The organism is Cellulomonas flavigena DSM 20109 (assembly GCF_000092865.1).
GTDB lineage: Bacteria > Actinomycetota > Actinomycetes > Actinomycetales > Cellulomonadaceae > Cellulomonas > Cellulomonas flavigena.
On sequence record NC_014151.1, the window covers coordinates 3,728,627 to 3,745,071 of the forward strand.

The window sequence follows — 16,445 nt, forward strand, 5'->3', positions numbered from 1 at the left end:
CACTTCCTCGCCATTCGTCCATCTTCGGGGCCCGCGTGCCGATTCCGAGGACGACGTCGACCGCCCGCGCGGGCCCGTCGCAGTTCACGCTCGTGTTCACCGACATCACGCTCACCACGGTCGAGCCGCCCACGTGGCACGACGTCGACGGGACCGCCGACGACACGTTCACGCTCCCGGAGGTCGACGGCGTGGTCTGGACGCGCGACGGCGACGTCCTGGCACCCGGCACGCACCCCGGCAGCGGCACGGTCACGCTGGTCGCGACCGCGGCACCCGGTCACGAGCTGACGGGCAGCACGACGCACGCGTTCACGTTCACCGACCTCGAGCACGTGACACCGCCCGCGCCCACCGCGACGGACAACCCCGGCACGGCGCTCGACGTGGTCACGGTCCCCGCCGCCACCGGCGTGACGTACATGCTCGACGGCACGCCGCTCGCGGCGGGCGACTCGGCGGCCCGTCGTGCGTCGCCGGCTACCGCGGGACGGTGAACGTCCACCCGTCGGACCGCAGCCGCGGGATCACCCGCCGCACCGCCTCGACGGTGCGGCTGCGGTCGCCGCCGCCGTCGGGCAGCAGCACGATCCCGCCGGGCGCGATGCCACCCAGTCGCTCGACGAGGACGTCGGCGGGCGGTGCGGGGTCTCCGTGCGCTCGGGCGTCCCCGCCGCGGGGCGTCGCCTGGTGATCGCCGAGCCCGCGACCTCTCAGCGGATCAAGCGGACACGCGGCTCGGCGGCCCATGCCCGGTCTGCGGTGAGGACCGTCGCGTCGAGGCGGTCGCCCAGCGCGAGGCAGAAGCGGTCGCCCAGGGACAGCCCGTCCCCGCGCACCCACCTGCTCGCCGCGCGCTCGGCGTCGGTCGTGGTCGCGTCGTGCACGGTGAGTCCGTAGCTGGACAGGAGCGCTGCGGCGACGGACCAGTCCCCGCCGGCCGCGCGGACCTTCTGTGCGGCCTCGGACCAGTTCACCGCGGAGCAGACCGCACCGTCGGTCAGTGCCTGCTCCGCGACGTCGGCGCCGGTCTCCCCACCCAGGTAAGCGAGGATCGCGGAGGCGTCGAGGACCGTGGTCACGCGGCATCCTCGCGGTCGGCGGCGGCGCGGCGTTCGGCGAGCAGGTTCGCGACGAGGTCCGCCCCTGCCAGCTGGCCGCGCACGTGGTCGCGCGCCTGCTCGCGCGTCATGACCACCAGGCCCCCGGGGGTCTCGAGGAGGATCAGCGGGACGCCCGCGTCCAGGCCGGCATGGGCGCGCACCTCGGCGGGGACGACGAGGCGACCCCGATCTCCCATCGTGACGGCATATGTCCCACTCATAGGGCAAGAATACCACTCCATACATGGTTGTGGGATATGCGTGACCCCGGCTCCCGAGCGCTACGGCGCACCCCGCGCCCGCCCCCGGTCAGGGCGGGCACGTCCGGCGTCACGCGTGCCGCAGCGCGGCACCGGCCAGGAGCGGCCCGTGGCCGCCGACGACCAGGTCCCATCGCCTGTCTCCTCGACTCCGCCCGACGGCCCCCGTGCGCAGGAGCACGTCGGCCACCGTGCCGGGAATGCGGGACGGCGAATCTCGGGTCGCTGTCCGGTCCCGCACGCGCGCCAACCGCGGGTGAGGCATCCGTTGTGGAATGCCTGGGCGCATCACGGCCCCGCCATGCCAGGATTCCCGCGGTCCCGCGTGAGAGACGAGCCGACCGGCTCGACCCCGAGGCCACACCCCGGAGGTCTGCCGTGCTGTCGCGCCGTCGTGCCGTCGTCGTCCCGTCCCTCGTCGCGCTGCTGTGCGCGCTCCCCGCGTGCAGCTCCTCGCCGGCGGAGACCGCCCCGAGCCCGTCGGCGTCCAGGTCCGCCACGGCGAGCCCGGCGCCCGAGGCCGACGGCGGTCCGGTGCTCACCAAGGACGACCTCGTCGCCACGATCATCGCGGCGTACCAGGAGGCGGGAAGCTACGACTTCACGCTCGTCATGGGCGAGGACGGGGCGCTGGGCGACGTCGCGGGCTCGATGCACCTCGGCGACGTGCCGTCGTACGACATGGCGATGACGATGATGGGCCTGGAGATGCGGATGCGCGCCGTCGACGGCCTGGGATACGTGAGCCTCGGCGAGCTCAGCGGCGGCAAGTTCCTCGCCGTCGACCCCACCGACCCGACCGACCCGTTCGCGGAGGCGTTCGCCGACTCGATGGACCAGGCCGACCCGTCCATGGGGCTGAAGGAGCACGAGGCCGCGATCGTCAGCGTGACCCCGGTCGGCGAGGCCACGGAGGTCGACGGCGTGCCGGTGCGGACGTACGAGGTCGTGATCGACCCGCGCCAGATGCCCGAGCGGATGGCCGAGCTCGAGAGCAACCTGCCGGAGGGCGCCGAGGTCCCCGCGACCCTCACGTACACCTACGACATCGACGCCGACGGCCACGTGCGGGAGGTGTCGTACGAGATCCTCGGGATCGAGGGCGTCATGACGACGTCGAACTGGGGTGCCGCGGCGCCCGTCGTCGCGCCCGGGCCCGACGAGATCACGACGCGCGAGGCGCTCGGCGGCTGATCCCGGCACCCGCCCTGCACGCCGACGCCGCCCGGTTCGTCCCTGGTCAGTCGCACGTCGAGGACCAAGGGCTCACCGGGCGCCGGTGATCCGGGGGTAAAGAGGAGGTCCGGGTGGCTGCGCATGCCGAGCGCCTCGAGGCGCTTCGCGGCCCGGGCTGGAGGTCGTCATGTCGGGCAGGCTCGAAGGCAAGCGAGCACTGGTCACGGGTGCCGGGTCCGGGATCGGGAAGGCGATCGCACGCAAGTTCGTCGCCGAGGGTGCGCGCGTGGTGCTCGCGGACGTGAACGAGGACGCGGTGACGGCGCTGGCCGCCGAGCTCGGTGAGCGCGCGAGCGCGCTGCAGCTCGACGTCACCGACGACGCGGCCGTCGACGGGCTCGCGGACGTGCTGCGCGAGCGGCTCGGCGGGCTGGACGTGCTGGCGAACAACGCCGGCACCAACGGGCCGCCGGCGCGCAGCCACGAGTACCCGATGGACGGGTTCGACATGGTCTGGCGCGTCAACGTGCGCGGCGCGTTCCGCATCCAGCAGGTCGGGCTCACGCTCATGCTCGAGGGCGGCGGCGGGTCGATCGTCACGACGTCGTCCATCGGCGCCGAGCGTGCGACGCCCGCGGCGTCGGCGTACATCATCAGCAAGGGCGCGCTGCGCTCGATGGTGCAGACCGCCGCGCTGGAGTACGCGCAGGAGAACATCCGCGTCAATGCGATCGGCCCCGGGATCACGCGGACCCCGTGGATCGACCGCCTCGACCCCGACCTCGTCGCCCAGCTCGCGGCGCAGGTTCCGCAGGGTCGCATCGGGGAACCCGCCGAGATGGCGAACGTCGCCGCGTTCCTCGCGTCCGACGAGGCCTCGCACGTCTCCGGGCAGCTCTGGCTGATCGACGGCGCCCGCTCGGCAGGGTGACGGCGGTCCGACGTCGCCACGACGCCGGACGGACGACGACCGCGGCGCCTCCCCCGAGGCGGCGCCGCGGTCGTCACCGCCACGCCCCACCGGTCCGGGAGGCCGCTCGGACCGCCCCCAGCACCGCCCGCTCCTCGGCGGCGGTCAGCCCCGAGCGCCGGGGCCGGTCGATGCCGCGCGCGACCTCGTCGGCCAGCGCCCGGGCGGTCGTCTCGCGCAGCGGCCGCAGGGTGCCGCCCGCAGCGCGGTACGCCGACCCGTCGCGCTGCGCGAAGCCCGCGTCGGCGACGGGGATCCACAGCGGGAGGGAGCGCGGACCGGCCCAGTGGCGCACGTCGTGCGCGAGCAGCGTGGCGTCGTCGACGGCGACGGTCTCGACGTCCACGGCCGTGACGTCCTGCACGAGCGCGAGGAAGTCCGCCCAGGTGACAGGCGTACCGACGGCGTTCACCGCACCCGTCACGCCGGCGCGCCCGGCCGCGACCAGCCACGCCGCGAGGTCGTCGACGTCGATGACCTGCACGAACCGGCCCTCCGGTGCCGGGACGAGCACGCGCCCGCCACGGTGCAGACGAGCCGGCCAGTAGCCGAACCGGTCGGAGGGGTCACCGGGCCCGACGATCAGCCCCGGCCGCGCGACGAGCACGCGGTCCCCGAGGCGCGCGGCGGTGGCCCGCTCGGCCGCGACCTTCGCGTCCGGGTACGCGGTGAGGTCGCGGGGCTCGACGAGCTCCGCCGACTCGTCGGCGCCCGGGACGTCGTGGCGCGCGTACACCGACACCGTCGACACGAGCGTCCAGTGCTGCGCCCGGTCCGCGAGCGCGTCGAGCGCGCCGGCGACGAGCGCGGGCTCGGAGGTGATCTCGACGACCTCGTCCCAGTCGCCCGTCAGCGCGTCGTACGCGCCGGGCGCGGTCCGGTCGGCGCGCACGAGGCGGGCGCCGTCGGGCACGTCGCCGGACTCCCCCCGCGCGAGGCACACGACCTGCGCACCGTCCGCGAGCGCAGCCCGCGCCACCGCGGACCCCAGCCACCCCGTCCCGCCGAGCACCAGCACGCGTCGCACCGTCCCAGTGAACACGACCGGGGTGCCGGGCACGGGGTGGGTGCCCGGGACGTGGTCACGTCTCGCGCGCCGGGCTGGGGACGTGGTCGCACCGGTGACCACGACGGGCGCTCCGGCCTGTGACCACGACGGGCGCGCCCGCTGGGTCCCCGCGCCGGGTCAGCGGGCGCGCGCGAGCTCGTCCAGGGCCGCGAGCGGGTCCGGCCCCGCCGGGAACAGCACGCACGTCGTCGCCCCCGCGGCCCCGCGGGCCGCCACCCCTGCGCGGACGCCCTCGGGGGTGCCGGCGAGCGCGAGCTCGCGCACCCACGCGTCGGGCAGGGCGGCGGCGAACTCGTCGGGCGAGGCGGACCGGGCCCGCAGCGCGGCGAGGTCCGCGGCGAACGGCAGCGGCGCGACGTGCGGCGCCCAGTCGGGCTCGCCGATCCACGCGAGGCCGGACCGGGCGCGGGCGAGTGCCGCGGCCTCGTCGTCGTCGACGGACCCGACGTCGTAGGTCACGACGCGGGCACCGGGCGCCGCCACCAGCGCGACCGACTCGCGCACGTACGGCGGCGCGCAGGGCTCGGCGAGAACGACGCCGTCGGCCACGCGCCCGGCGGCGGCGAGCGACCGCGGGCCGCGCACGCCCAGCACCACGTCGGGGACGACCTCGGGGAGGGACGACGGGTCGAGTGCGGCGCCGTCGAGCGGGACGGGCGCGTCGGGGTGCGTCGTCACGGTCGCGCCGCGCAGGAGGTCCCGCAGCGCGCGCGTGTACGCCTCGAGGTACGTCAGGGGGCGTGCGGGCCACGACCCGGCGGACCGCATCCAGCCCGGCATGCCGTGCCCGACGCCGAACGTCACGCGCCCCGGGAACAGCCGCGCGAGCGTCGCGGCGTCCATCGCGGCGAACACGACGCTGCGCGCGGCGGCCGGGACGATCCCGATGCCGACGTGGATGCGCTCGGTGGCCGCGAGCACGGCGGCGGCCTGGGCGGCACCGCCCCGGAAGCCGAGGTCCTCGACGACCCACAGCTCGTCGAACCCGAGCTCGTCGGCGCGGCGGGCGAACGGCAGGACGTGCGCGGCCGGCAGGTCGCGCGGCAGGAGCACCCCGAGGGACGGCGTCGTCATGGACCCATCCTCGCGGCCCGGGGGTCGGGACGGGGACCGCGTGACCTGGTCGTTCCGTCACGCACGACGCGGGCGCGGCAGGTCAGGTCGGGACGGTGAACGTCCAGCCGGCCGCGCGCAGCGCCGGGACCACGCGCCGCACCGCCTCGACCGTCGCGCTGCGGTCGCCGCCGCCGTCGTGCAGCAGGACGACGCCCCCGGGCTCGACGGCGCCGAGCCGCTCGACCAGCACGTCCGCCGGTGGCGCCGGGTCCCAGTCCTCGACCGCGAGCTGCCACTCGAGAGAGCGCATGCCGAGCGACGCGGCGACGTCGACCGTGCGGCCCCAGCGCCCGTACGGTGCGCGGAAGAACGGCACGGGCACGCCGGGGACGACCGCGTGGATCGCGTCGAGGGTGCGCTGCAGGTCGGCACGCACCGCGGCGGCCGGGAGCTCCGCGAGGTCGTCGTGCTGCCACGAGTGGTTGGCGAGCACGTGCCCGTCGTCGACGACGCGCCGCACGAGGTCCGGGTGCTGCTCGACCTGCACGCCGACCAGGCAGAACACCGCCCGCACGCCCTCGCGCGCCAGCAGGTCGAGCAGCGCGACGGTGTCGGGCGGGTTCGGGCCGTCGTCGAACGTGAGCGCGACGGTGGGGGCGGCGGGGGCGGTGGCGACGTACCGGATGACGTCGGGTGCGCTCGGGTCCACGCCCGCATCCTGCACCTTCGGGCGGTGGTGGTCGACCGCCCTCGGTCCCACGTCGTGAGACGGCCGCCGATCGAGACCGGGCTCAGGTCACCGAACGGCGCGGTTGCGCCACCTGAGCCCGGTCTCGGGGGGCACGCGTCCCGGAGGGTGAGACCGGGCGACGGGGGCCTGGACGACGGGGTCGGACGACGAGGTCAGGGTGCGACGGCCGCGTCGGTGAGGACCGCCTCCTCGCCGTCCGGGCCCGTCGCGTGCACCGTGAACGACGCGTCGGCCACGTCGAACGTCAGGACCGCGCGCTCGTCGCCCGCCGTCCACGCGAGACAGCCGCGCGTGCCGTCGAGGTCCCACTCGAACGCGCCGCCGAACGCCGCGTGCGACGCCCGCAGCCGCAGTGCCGCGAGCTGCGCCCGCACCACGGGCCGCGCCAGGGCGTCGGCCACCTCGCCGTCCGTGTAGTGGTGCCGGTTGACGTCGCGTCCCACACCCGTGGCGGCCAGCAGCTCCATGTCGTTGGACCCCGCGAGCAGGCCCACGTAGTAGACCTGCGGGATCCCGGGGACGAAGAGCTGCAGCAGCCGCGCGAGCAGGTAGCGGCGGTCGTCGCGCGCGAGCGCGTCGTAGAACGTGCAGTTGACCTGGTAGAGGTCGAGGTTCGACGCGGCCGCGCCGGTGGCCTGGCGCGACGTGCCGCCGGAGTTCTCGTGCATCGTCTCGACGAGCGCGTCGATCTTCTCCGGCGCCAGCAGGCCGGGCTCGCCGGGGCGCAGGTCGGACGGGCCCACGTCGACGATGCCGATGCCGTCGTGCGTGTCGAGCACGGTCACGGCGTTGGCCGGCCGGATCGCCAGCCACCCGGCGAGCGGCTCGAGGTCGGCCGCGGTGAGCGCGTGCAGCACGAGCGGCGGCAGCGCGAAGTCGTAGACGAGGTCGACCTTGCGGGCGATCTCGATCTGCTGCGTGTGGTGCCCGTGCACCTCGACGAGCACCTGCGCGCCGCGCGCGCGTGCCAGCGACACGATCCGCTCGGTGTACGCGTCGGTCGCGGGCGTCATGAAGCAGTCGGTGCCCGCCTCCTTGCCGGTGTACCCGACGGCGTCGAGCCGCAGCATGGTCACACCGCCCGCGGTGAGCGCGTCGACGACGGCCGTCAGGTACTCCCACGCCTGCGGGGTCCGCAGGTCGAGGTCGACCTGGTCGGGCGTGAACGTCGTCCACACCAGACGCCTGCGACCGCCGAGGGTCATCACGGTGAACGGCAGGCCCGGGCGCGGGCGGTAGATGCGCGCGAGGTCCTCCTCCGACGCGCCGTCGGGGAACACGGCACCGAGCGTGAGGAACATCGGCGCGTGCGGGGAGGCGTCGCCGCGCTCGCGCACGTCGCGGAACTGCGCGGAGTCCGCAGAGACGTGGTTGACGATGACGTCGGCCATCACCTCACGGCCGGCGCCGAGCGCGCGGACGTCGTCCCACGTGCCCAGGCGGGGGTCGACCTGGGTGTGGTCGCGCGGGTCGAACCCGGCGTCGGCGCCGTCGAACGGCGGGTAGAACGGCAGCACGTGCACGCCGCCGAACGCGCCGGCAAGCGGCCCGTCGAGGAGCGCGCGCAGGCCGGGCAGGTCCCCGGCGAGGCGGTCGGCGTAGGTGATGAGCTGCGGGCCGTGGGTCACGGTGGACTCCCGTCGTGGGTGCGGTCGCACGGAGGTGGAGGCCGCGCCGCCCCGGCAGGGGGCTCTCGGGGCGGCGCGGCGGTCAGGGGGCGGCGGGCGGTGGGGCGTCCGACGCGGGTCGCTCGCGCAGCCGCGCGAGCCAGCGGGCACGGGCGTGCCGCGCATCGCGGGACACGGGCGCGTCGGGCACGAGCCCGTCGAACCCATGGCAACCGCCGGGCCACACGTGCAGCTCGGCGTCGCCGCCGTCGGCCCAGAGGCGTGCGGCGTACGCGACGCACTCGTCGCGGAACGTCTCGGCGGACCCGACGTCGACGTAGGTGGGCGGCAGCCCGGCGAGCGACGCGGCGCGTGCGGCGGACGCGTACGGCGGTGTGCCGGGCCCGCCGGCTGCGCCCGGCAGGTACGCGGCCCAGCCGGTGGCGTTGGCGGTGCGGTCCCAGGTGCCGACGCCGGCCATCTGGTGCCCCGAGGCGCTGTCGTTGCGGTCGTCGAGCATGGGGCACACGAGCAGCTGGCCGGCCAGGCCCGGGCCGCCGCGGTCCCGCACCAGCAGCGCGAGCGCGGCCGCGAGCCCGGCGCCGGCGCTGACCCCGGTGACGACGACACAGCCCGCGTCGAGCCCGAGCTCGTCCGCCTGCGCGACGACGCCCAGCAGCCCCGCGTACGCGTCCTCGACGGCCGCCGGGTACGGGTGCTCGGGCGCGAGCCGGTAGTCGACCGACGCGATCGCCCACCCGGGCGCCGACGACGCGACCACGGCCACGTCGTCCGCCACCGTGCCGAGCACCAGGCCACCGCCGTGCAGGTGCAGCAGCAGCGGCGCCGGGCCGGCACCGGGTGGGCGCAGCAGCGCGACGCGCACGTCGCCGTCCGGGCTCGCCCCGGATCCCGGCACGGTGTGCCACGTCAGCGTGCGCCCGCACGACCGCGCGACCTCGTCGAGGTCCGGTGGCACGGTGCGCGCACGCAGCGGCGCGATGCCGTCGGGCGCCAGCGTCGTGACGACGTCGGCGGCCCGGGCCACGAGCGCGGCGGCGATCGCGGGGTCGAACGGCGGGCGGGTGGCGGTCATCCCTTCAGCGCCCCCTGCATGAGCGCGCTGACGAACTGCCGCTGGAACGCGAGGAACACGATGAGGGTCGGGGTGAGGATCAGCAGCGAGCCCGCGCACAGCAGCGGGATGTCGGTGCCCCACTGCCCCTGGAACGCACCCAGGGCCCCGGCCATCGTGCGGTTCTTCGGGTCGTCGACGAGCACGACCGCGAGGAGGAACTGGTTCCACGTCCACAGGAACATGAGGATCCCGAGGGACGACAGCGCGGGCCTCGACAGCGGCACGTGCACGCGCGTGAACAGGTTCCACGTGTTCGCGCCGTCGATGCGCGCGGCCTCCGAGAGGTCCGGCGGCATCGTGACGAAGTGCGCGCGCATCCACATGACCGCGAACGGCATGTACAGGCCCAGCAGCGGCAGGATGATCGCCCACCGGGTGTTGAGCAGCTGCAGGTCCCGCATCTGGTAGTACAGCGGGACGATGATCGCCTGGAACGGCAGGGTCAGGCCGAGCACGAAGCCCAGGAAGATCCAGCGGTGGCCGGGCGGGCGCAGGTGCCCCAGGGAGAACCCGGCGAGCGTCGCGATGAGCAGCGCCGCGGGCACCACGCCGAGCTCGATGAGGAAGCTCGACCACAGCAGCGCCCACATGTCGGCGGCCTGGAAGGCGTCGACGAAGTTCGACCAGTACGGCGTCTCGGGCCACGCGAGGCCCGACGGGTACGTCCCGGGCTGGTGCAGCGCGGTGACGAACAGACTGACGAAGGGGACGACCGTGACGGCCATCAGCAGGATCAGCAGGGCGTGGCCGAGCCACCGTTCCCGGCGGGAGACGATCATCAGTCCTCCTCCTTCGTCAGGCGCTGGATCGGCAGGACCACGGCCAGCACGAGGACCATGAAGACCACGGCCAGTGCGGACGCCTGGCCGACCTCGCGGGAGAAGAAGCCGAGGTAGTAGATCTCCAGGCCGGGCACGAGCGTGGAGTTCGCGGGGCCGCCCTGCGTGGAGATGTAGACGATGTCGAACGCGGCGAGCGCGGCGATGACGGTGACGGTGACGCACACGCCGATCTCCTGACGCACGCTCGGCAGGGTGATCGCGAAGAACTCGCGGACCGCGCCGGCGCCGTCGATGCGCGCGGCCTCGTACAGCGCCGGGTCGATCTTCGTCATGCCGGACAGCAGCAGCAGGAGGCACAGGCCGAGGGCGACCCACGCGCCGATGACGCCGACGGCGCCCAGCGCGGTACTGGTGTCACCCAGCCAGGCGCGCGTCACCGAGCCCAGGCCGAGCATCCGCATCAGCTCGTTGACCAGGCCGTCCGTGGCGAGCAGCCACGTCCACATGATGCCCGCGGCGACGAGCGGGATGACCTGCGGGAGGAACAGCACCGTGCGCGCGGCCAGCGCGAGCCGGCTCGCCGCGAACTTGCGGATCGTGGCCGCGGTGAGCAGGCCGAGGATCACCGGGACGAAGCTGAAGTAGATGATCAGCTCGAGCGCGTTGACGGTCGAGCCGAGCAGCTCGGGCTGCTCGACGAGCCGGGTGTAGTTGTCGACCCCGACGAACGTCGAGGCGCCCACACCGTTCCAGTCGTAGAGCGAGTACTGCACCGTGAGGGCCAGCGGGCGCAGCACGAACACCACGTAGAAGAAGGCAGCCGGGACCACGAGGCCGAGAGCGGCCCAGCCCCGGCGCAGGCGCCGCGCCTTGAGGGCGCGGCGCCTGGCCTCGAGGCTGGTCGACGCAGTCGCGACGACCTCGCGGCGACCGGGTGCAGCGGTCGTCCGCGTCGCGTTCATCAGCCGTTGACGTCGTTCTCGTAGTCGGCCTGCACGGCGGTGAGGAGGCCCTCGGCCGTCTGCTCGCCGGCGGCGAGCTTCTGCAGGTTCGGCGTCCAGCTCTTGGCGTAGATGGCACCCGTCGCGTTGGCGATGAACTCCATCGCGCCGTTGTCGTCGGCGATGGTGGCACCGGCGGCGAGCGTCTGACCCGTCACGGAGTCGGCGTCGACCTCGGGCATGAAGGCGTCGGCCGGGCCCATGGGGTGCGAGCCACCGATCTCGACGGCGATCGTGCGCGCCTCGTCGTTCGTGGCGATCCAGTCGAAGAAGAACGCCGCGCACTCGGGGTTCTCCGCCTTGGACGAGATGCCGAACGTCAGCGGGGCCGACATGGCGCCGACCTTGCCACCCTCCTCGAGCGGGGGCATGAGGAAGAAGCCGGCCTTGCCCGCCATCTGGGTGTCGAGGTTGCCCGACTCCCAGTCGCCGTTGAAGATCAGCAGGCTCTTGCCGTCGATGAAGCGGCCCATCATCTGCGAGTAGTCGAGCGAGTTGATGTCGTCGGCGAAGTAGCCGGCGTCGATCCACTTCTTGAGGTGCTCGGCGGCCTTGATGTTGTCCTCGGTGTCGATGCGCGCGCCCGGCTTCTGGAAGGTCCAGTCGTTGATCGGGTCGACGGAGCCGTAGGACGCCATGAGGAGCTGCAGCGGGAACGCCAGGCCGCCGGTGGCGCCACCGTTGAACTGGTCGGACGGCGTGATGCCGGCGTCCTTGGCCTTCTGCATCATGTCGTCGAGCTCGGCCAGCGTGGCCGGGGGCTCGGTGATGCCGATCTGCTCGGCGAGCTCGGTGTTGTAGAAGACGCCGGTCATCGAGTAGTTCTTGCCCATCGCGTACAGGGGTCCGTCGCCGCGGCGGCCCTCGTCGTCGACCCGCATCTGCGCGAGCTGCGAGGCCGGCCACTCGTCCCAGCCGAAGTGCGCGGCGGCCTCGTCGAGGTTGTAGAGCAGGCCGTCGCCGACGAGGTCGGACATCTGCGGCAGGCGCATGAGGTCCGGCGGGTTGTCGGCCAGCACGCGGGGCGCGTTCTGGGTGATGACGGCGAACTGGTCCTCGCGGACGTCGAACGTGACGTTCGGGTACTGCTTCTCGAACTCCTCGAACAGCGCGGCGGACAGCGGGAAGCCGGTCTCGAGGTACGCGTCGAGCGTGACGTCGTCCGTGCCGCAGGTCCAGTCGCCGTCGGCGGCGGTGGTGGCGCCGTCGTCGGCCGCGTCGTCGGCGGTGCTGTCGGCGCCGGGAGCGCTGCACGCCGTGAGGGCCAGGATGCTTGCGAGGAACAGCGACGTGGCTGCGGCCGCGTTCCTTCCAGTGGATCGAGACACCGGTGTCTCCCTTGGTCATCGGGCCAGGGTCCGGGGGGCTCGGACCCATGGCTAAATCGTGTTAGCAGTGCCATGCTCGCCATGCGGGCCAGGGCTGTCAAGCCGGAGCAGGTCACGGATCGGTGACGGCGCGACGCCGACCGGGAGGAGTCGGGCACGTCGCCCGGCCGCCGCGCGAGCGCGCCCTCGCGGCCTAGGATCCTGCCGACCGAGAGGACCGACGTGACCCGACGTGTGACGCTCGCCGACGTCGCCCGCAGCGCCGGCGTCTCGTCGAGCACCGCCTCCCTCGTGCTGTCCGGACGAGGGCCCGAGCTGCGGATCTCCCCCGGCGTGCAGGACCGCGTCCGCGCCGCGGCCGCCGAGCTCGGCTACCGGCCCAACGCCGTGTCCGTCGGGCTGCGCAAGGGCACGACGCGCACCCTCGGCCTCGTCTCCGACACCATCGCCACGGGCCAGATGGCCGGCGACATGATCAAGGGCGCCATCGAGGCCGCCCGCGACCACGGCTACATGCTCTTCATCGGCGAGACCGAGGGCGACCCCGGCATCGAGTCCGACCTCATCGACGCCATGACCGACCGGCGCGTCGACGGGATCATGCTCACGTCGATGTTCACGCGCACCCGCCCCGTGCCCTCGGCCCTCGAGCGCCTGCCCACCGTCCTGCTCAACACCCTGCCCGACGGCCCCACGCGCGCACCCGCCGTCGTCCCCGACGAGGCCGCGGCCGGGCGCGCCGCCGCCCGGCTCCTGCTCGACGCCGGGCACCGCGACATCCACCTCGTCGGCGCCGGCCCGGGCCCCGACGACGTCCCGCCCGACACCGTCGCCGGCGTCGAGCGCCTCGCCGGCATCCGCGAGGTGCTGCGCGACGCGGGCCTGGAGCCCACGTCGGGTCACCTGTGCACCGACTGGGTACCGCCGCAGGGCTGGGCGGCCACGCACGACCTGCTCGCGGCGCACCCGCACCCGCGCGCCATCGTCTGCTTCAACGACCGCCTCGCGTTCGGCACCTACCAGGCGCTGCAGGAGGCAGGCCTGCGCATCCCCGACGACGTCTCGGTCGTGTCGTTCGACAACTACCCCATGGCCGACTGGCTGCGCCCCGGGGTGTCGTCGTACGCGATCCCGCACGAGGCCCTCGGGCGGCGCGCGGTCGAGCTGCTGCTCGCCGAGATCACCCGCGGCCCCGGTGGGCACGAGGTGCACCGCCTGCCGCTGCCGCTGCGGGCGCGGGGCTCCGTCGCGTCCGTCTGACGCGCGTCACGCGGCGCCGGGGGCCTGCCGCGCGCCCGGCGGCGGGCCTGCGGGGCCGCCACCGGGGCCGACGCCGCGGCGAGCCCGCGCCCGCAGCACCCACCAGACCACGCCCCCGACCAACGCCCCACCGCCGCCGATCCCCAGGCCGATCACGACGAACACGCCGAGCACCGTCCCCCAGATCGCCGAGAAGAACGGCACGAACGGCTTGTCGGACGCCACCGCGACCCACGCGTCGTCGAACCCCGCGGGAGGCGCCGCCAGCGTGTACGTCCCGTCCTCGAGGGCGGTGAACGCCCCCACGGTCGCCGCGACCCGGCCACCGGCCGCGGTGCGCATGTTCACGCCCGGTGCGCCGTCCGCAGCCACGACCTCGCCCGACGGCGCCTGCAGCAGCACGTCCTGCTCGAGGCGCGGCCGCTCGCCCTCCGGCGCGTCGTCCGCGCGCACGACGAGGTACACGGCGTACCGCTCACCGCCGTCGAGCTGCACCTGCACCGCACCCGGCGCGGCCGTCCACGCCAGCACCGCGGGCCCCGGCTCGCCGTCACGCGTCAGCACGTCGGTGCGCAGCGCGCCGACGAACCCCCCGGCCGTGACGACCGCGGCGACCAGTGCGCCCACGAGCAGCAGCACCCCCACCGCCGTCACGGTCACGGGCCCGGTCAGGGACGTGCGCCGGGGCGCGGGGACGGGCGGCGGGAGGTCGGTCACGACGCCGAACGTACCGTCGCCCCACCGCGAACGGCACAGCGACGACGCGCCGACGTCAGATCGACGCGACCCACAGGCCGTCCCGCGCACGCGTCATCGCGACGTACAGCTCGCGCAGGCGGAACTCGCGGCGCTCGCGGTCGACCTCGTCGAGCTCCTCGGCCTTCTCGGTGAGCCACGACGCGAACGGGTCGACGACCAGCACCTGCTTGAACTCCAGGCCCTTGGCGCGCTTGATCGTGCCGACCTTCACGCGGTTCACGGGCACGCCGTCGTACTGCTCGAGGTTGACGACGGGCACGCCCGCCTTCTTCAGCGCCTCGGTGGCCGACTCCACGCCGCGTCGCGAGAGCGACAGCACACCCACGTCCCCGAAGTTGGTGCCGACCTCGGCGACGACCTCGTGCACGCGCAGGACCATGCGACGCTGCCGGTCGGCCTCGTTCTGGCACCGCACGTACACCGGTTTCGGGCCGCGGCGCGGCACCTCGGTGGGCCGGTCGCCGCGCGCGGTCGCGCCCTCGATGTCCGCGTACTCGTCGTCCTTCACCAGCAGGGACGCGAACTGCAGGATCTCGCGGGTGTTGCGGTAGTTGACGTCGAGCACGGTGCCGCGGCCCGCGACGGAGACGCCCGCCTCGGCGAGCGTGAAGCCGCCCGGGTAGATCGTCTGCTGCCCGTCGCCGATGAGCGTGAACCCGTCGGGCGCGTCGCCCACCAGCGCGTGCAGCATGCGGATCATGACGCACGTGAGGTCCTGCGCCTCGTCGACCACCACGGCGGTGTACCGCTCGGCCAGGGGCTCGCGCCGCAGCTCGGCCTCGGCGAGCGCGATCTGGTCGGCGAAGTCGTGCACGCCGCGGTCCCGCAGCTCCTTGTCGTACGCCTCGTACAGGTCCCACACGACCCGTCGCTGCTGCATGCCCAGCCGGTGCCGGCGGCCCAGGCGCGGCAGCGCCGCGTACTCCTCCCAGCGGGTCAGACCGCGGCCCTTGATGACGTAGCTGACCTCGTCGTGCCAGTACTCCTGCTCGTGCCGGTCGGTGTCGATCGCACTGCCACCGGCCACCCTGCCCCACGCGGCGGTCCACGCGGACGCGATCTGCTTGCCGTCGATGCGTACGCTCACGCCGCGCTCGTCGAGGATCCGCTTGGCGGTCTCGTGGACGCCGGCGAACTCGACGCGGTCGACGACGTCCGGCGCGAGACGCGTGAGCTGCTGGCGCAGCACGTCGGGCAGCGTGCGGATGTACGTGGTGACCAGGACCTTGCCCTGCTGCGTGCGCGCGAGGTAGGCGGCGCGGTGCAGGCCGACGACGGTCTTGCCGGTGCCCGCCGCCCCGCGGATGCGCGCCGGGCCGTTGTAGCTGCGCCGGACCACGCGCGCCTGTGCGGGGTGCAGGAACGACATCCACTCCTCGACGGGCTCGGCCATGAGCCCCTCGAGCATGGCGCGCTGCACCTCACCCTCGCTGAGCAGCGGCGTCGGGAGGTCCGGGGCGGGACGCGGCTCGGGCACGACCGTGTCGGGCGCGCCGTCCTCGTCGGGTGCCAGCAGGACGGGGCCGCGCGGTCCGGGCAGGACGGGCTCGGGCAGCGTCGTGCTGATCGGCGCCGCTGCGTCGACGTGCGTGAACCACGACAGGCACCGCGCGAGGACCGCGTCCACCTGCTCCTGGCCCAGGCGCGCGCCGCGGCGGGCGATCTGCCGCAGCACGTCGCGGTCCCCCAGGACGCGCACGGGTCCGACGCGCTCGTCGACCCCGGAGCGCCCCGCCAGCACGGCGACGGCGTGGACCTCGCCGGGCGCGAGCCCGACCTCGACGAGCTCACCCTCGGTGCGGTAGGCGAGGTCGGCCAGCGCCATGAGCTCGTCGGTGACGTCCTCCTGGCCGCGGAAGATGCGGTCCTCGGCCATGCGGACGTCCGCCCAGGCCTTGGTGTCGACGATGAACACGCCGGCGGGGCCGACGACGACCATGTCGACCTGCGCGCGACGACTGCCCGGCCAGCGACGGTCGGCCAGCAGGTGGTAGCCGGCGGCGGCGAGCGGCGCGAGTGCCGCGGCCGTGCGCTGCTCGGTCGCGGACGCCACGCCGTAGCGCGACGCCGTGGCGCGTGCGTCCGCCGCGGCGCGTTCGTGCGCGGCGGCGAGCGCGAGCTGTCGGCTCTGCTCCTGCGCGGCGGAGTCCCCTGCTGGCATGGCGTGACGTCCCTCCCGGTCGGA

Annotated in this window: 16 protein-coding genes; 4 read left to right on the plus strand and 12 right to left on the minus strand. The window is 74.5% G+C overall.

Features of this window, described 5'->3' with window-relative positions; genetic code table 11:
- The first annotated feature begins 35 nt into the window (after positions 1–35).
- Positions 36–497, plus strand: a complete 462-nt coding sequence (locus tag CFLA_RS16895) for a hypothetical protein (RefSeq protein WP_013118560.1) — start codon at positions 36–38, stop codon at positions 495–497.
- Between the two features lie 216 nt (positions 498–713).
- Here the strand turns inward: CFLA_RS16895 and CFLA_RS20720 are convergent, their stop codons facing one another.
- Both CFLA_RS20720 and CFLA_RS20725 read right to left on the minus strand, forming a co-directional pair.
- Positions 714–1,082: a type II toxin-antitoxin system VapC family toxin gene (locus CFLA_RS20720; protein WP_013118562.1), complete on the minus strand. Its 369-nt coding sequence runs from the start codon at positions 1,080–1,082 to the stop codon at positions 714–716.
- Positions 1,079–1,300 (minus strand): AbrB/MazE/SpoVT family DNA-binding domain-containing protein, encoded by a 222-nt coding sequence (locus tag CFLA_RS20725; protein ID WP_222836764.1) that lies wholly within the window; start codon positions 1,298–1,300, stop codon positions 1,079–1,081. The genes CFLA_RS20720 and CFLA_RS20725 overlap by 4 nt, the downstream gene beginning before the upstream one ends.
- A 441-nt stretch (positions 1,301–1,741) precedes the next feature.
- Between CFLA_RS20725 and CFLA_RS16910 the strand changes: the two genes are divergently transcribed.
- Entirely contained in the window at positions 1,742–2,557 is an 816-nt protein-coding gene (locus CFLA_RS16910) for a hypothetical protein (RefSeq protein ID WP_013118564.1), read from the plus strand.
- A 169-nt stretch (positions 2,558–2,726) separates the two neighbouring features.
- Positions 2,727–3,470 (plus strand): SDR family NAD(P)-dependent oxidoreductase, encoded by a 744-nt coding sequence (locus CFLA_RS16915; protein WP_013118565.1) that lies wholly within the window; start codon positions 2,727–2,729, stop codon positions 3,468–3,470.
- Between the two features lie 73 nt (positions 3,471–3,543).
- Here CFLA_RS16915 and CFLA_RS16920 read toward each other — a convergent pair whose 3' ends face one another.
- The 8 genes from CFLA_RS16920 to CFLA_RS16955 all read right to left on the minus strand — a co-directional run bounded on the left by CFLA_RS16920 (position 3,544) and on the right by CFLA_RS16955 (position 12,241).
- Positions 3,544–4,536 (minus strand): NAD-dependent epimerase/dehydratase family protein, encoded by a 993-nt coding sequence (locus tag CFLA_RS16920; protein ID WP_013118566.1) that lies wholly within the window; start codon positions 4,534–4,536, stop codon positions 3,544–3,546.
- Positions 4,537–4,695: 159 nt separating this feature from the next.
- Entirely contained in the window at positions 4,696–5,652 is a 957-nt protein-coding gene (locus CFLA_RS16925) for an LLM class flavin-dependent oxidoreductase (RefSeq protein ID WP_013118567.1), read from the minus strand.
- A gap of 82 nt (positions 5,653–5,734) precedes the next feature.
- Positions 5,735–6,343 (minus strand): polysaccharide deacetylase family protein, encoded by a 609-nt coding sequence (locus CFLA_RS16930; protein ID WP_013118568.1) that lies wholly within the window; start codon positions 6,341–6,343, stop codon positions 5,735–5,737.
- A 194-nt stretch (positions 6,344–6,537) separates the two neighbouring features.
- Positions 6,538–8,013 (minus strand): sucrose phosphorylase, encoded by a 1,476-nt coding sequence (gene gtfA / locus CFLA_RS16935; protein ID WP_013118569.1) that lies wholly within the window; start codon positions 8,011–8,013, stop codon positions 6,538–6,540.
- Between the two features lie 82 nt (positions 8,014–8,095).
- On the minus strand, positions 8,096–9,088 hold the full coding sequence (locus CFLA_RS16940; RefSeq protein ID WP_013118570.1) for an alpha/beta hydrolase fold domain-containing protein: 993 nt from the start codon (positions 9,086–9,088) through the stop codon (positions 8,096–8,098).
- A complete protein-coding gene (locus CFLA_RS16945; RefSeq protein WP_013118571.1) occupies positions 9,085–9,909 on the minus strand; it encodes a carbohydrate ABC transporter permease in 825 nt (274 codons plus the stop codon). The genes CFLA_RS16940 and CFLA_RS16945 overlap by 4 nt, the downstream gene beginning before the upstream one ends.
- Positions 9,909–10,874 (minus strand): carbohydrate ABC transporter permease, encoded by a 966-nt coding sequence (locus CFLA_RS16950; RefSeq protein ID WP_013118572.1) that lies wholly within the window; start codon positions 10,872–10,874, stop codon positions 9,909–9,911. The genes CFLA_RS16945 and CFLA_RS16950 overlap by 1 nt, the downstream gene beginning before the upstream one ends.
- Positions 10,874–12,241 (minus strand): ABC transporter substrate-binding protein, encoded by a 1,368-nt coding sequence (locus CFLA_RS16955; protein WP_013118573.1) that lies wholly within the window; start codon positions 12,239–12,241, stop codon positions 10,874–10,876. The genes CFLA_RS16950 and CFLA_RS16955 overlap by 1 nt, the downstream gene beginning before the upstream one ends.
- A gap of 222 nt (positions 12,242–12,463) precedes the next feature.
- On the opposite strand from CFLA_RS16955, the gene CFLA_RS16960 reads away from it, so the two are divergent.
- The gene (locus CFLA_RS16960; RefSeq protein ID WP_013118574.1) at positions 12,464–13,501 is read left to right on the plus strand and encodes a LacI family DNA-binding transcriptional regulator; all 1,038 of its coding nucleotides are present in this window, start codon (positions 12,464–12,466) and stop codon (positions 13,499–13,501) included.
- A 6-nt stretch (positions 13,502–13,507) separates the two neighbouring features.
- Here CFLA_RS16960 and CFLA_RS16965 read toward each other — a convergent pair whose 3' ends face one another.
- The gene (locus tag CFLA_RS16965; RefSeq protein ID WP_013118575.1) at positions 13,508–14,218 is read right to left on the minus strand and encodes a hypothetical protein; all 711 of its coding nucleotides are present in this window, start codon (positions 14,216–14,218) and stop codon (positions 13,508–13,510) included.
- A gap of 55 nt (positions 14,219–14,273) precedes the next feature.
- The gene (locus tag CFLA_RS16970; RefSeq protein ID WP_043599237.1) at positions 14,274–16,421 is read right to left on the minus strand and encodes a nuclease-related domain-containing DEAD/DEAH box helicase; all 2,148 of its coding nucleotides are present in this window, start codon (positions 16,419–16,421) and stop codon (positions 14,274–14,276) included.
- Positions 16,422–16,445 lie beyond the last annotated feature (24 nt).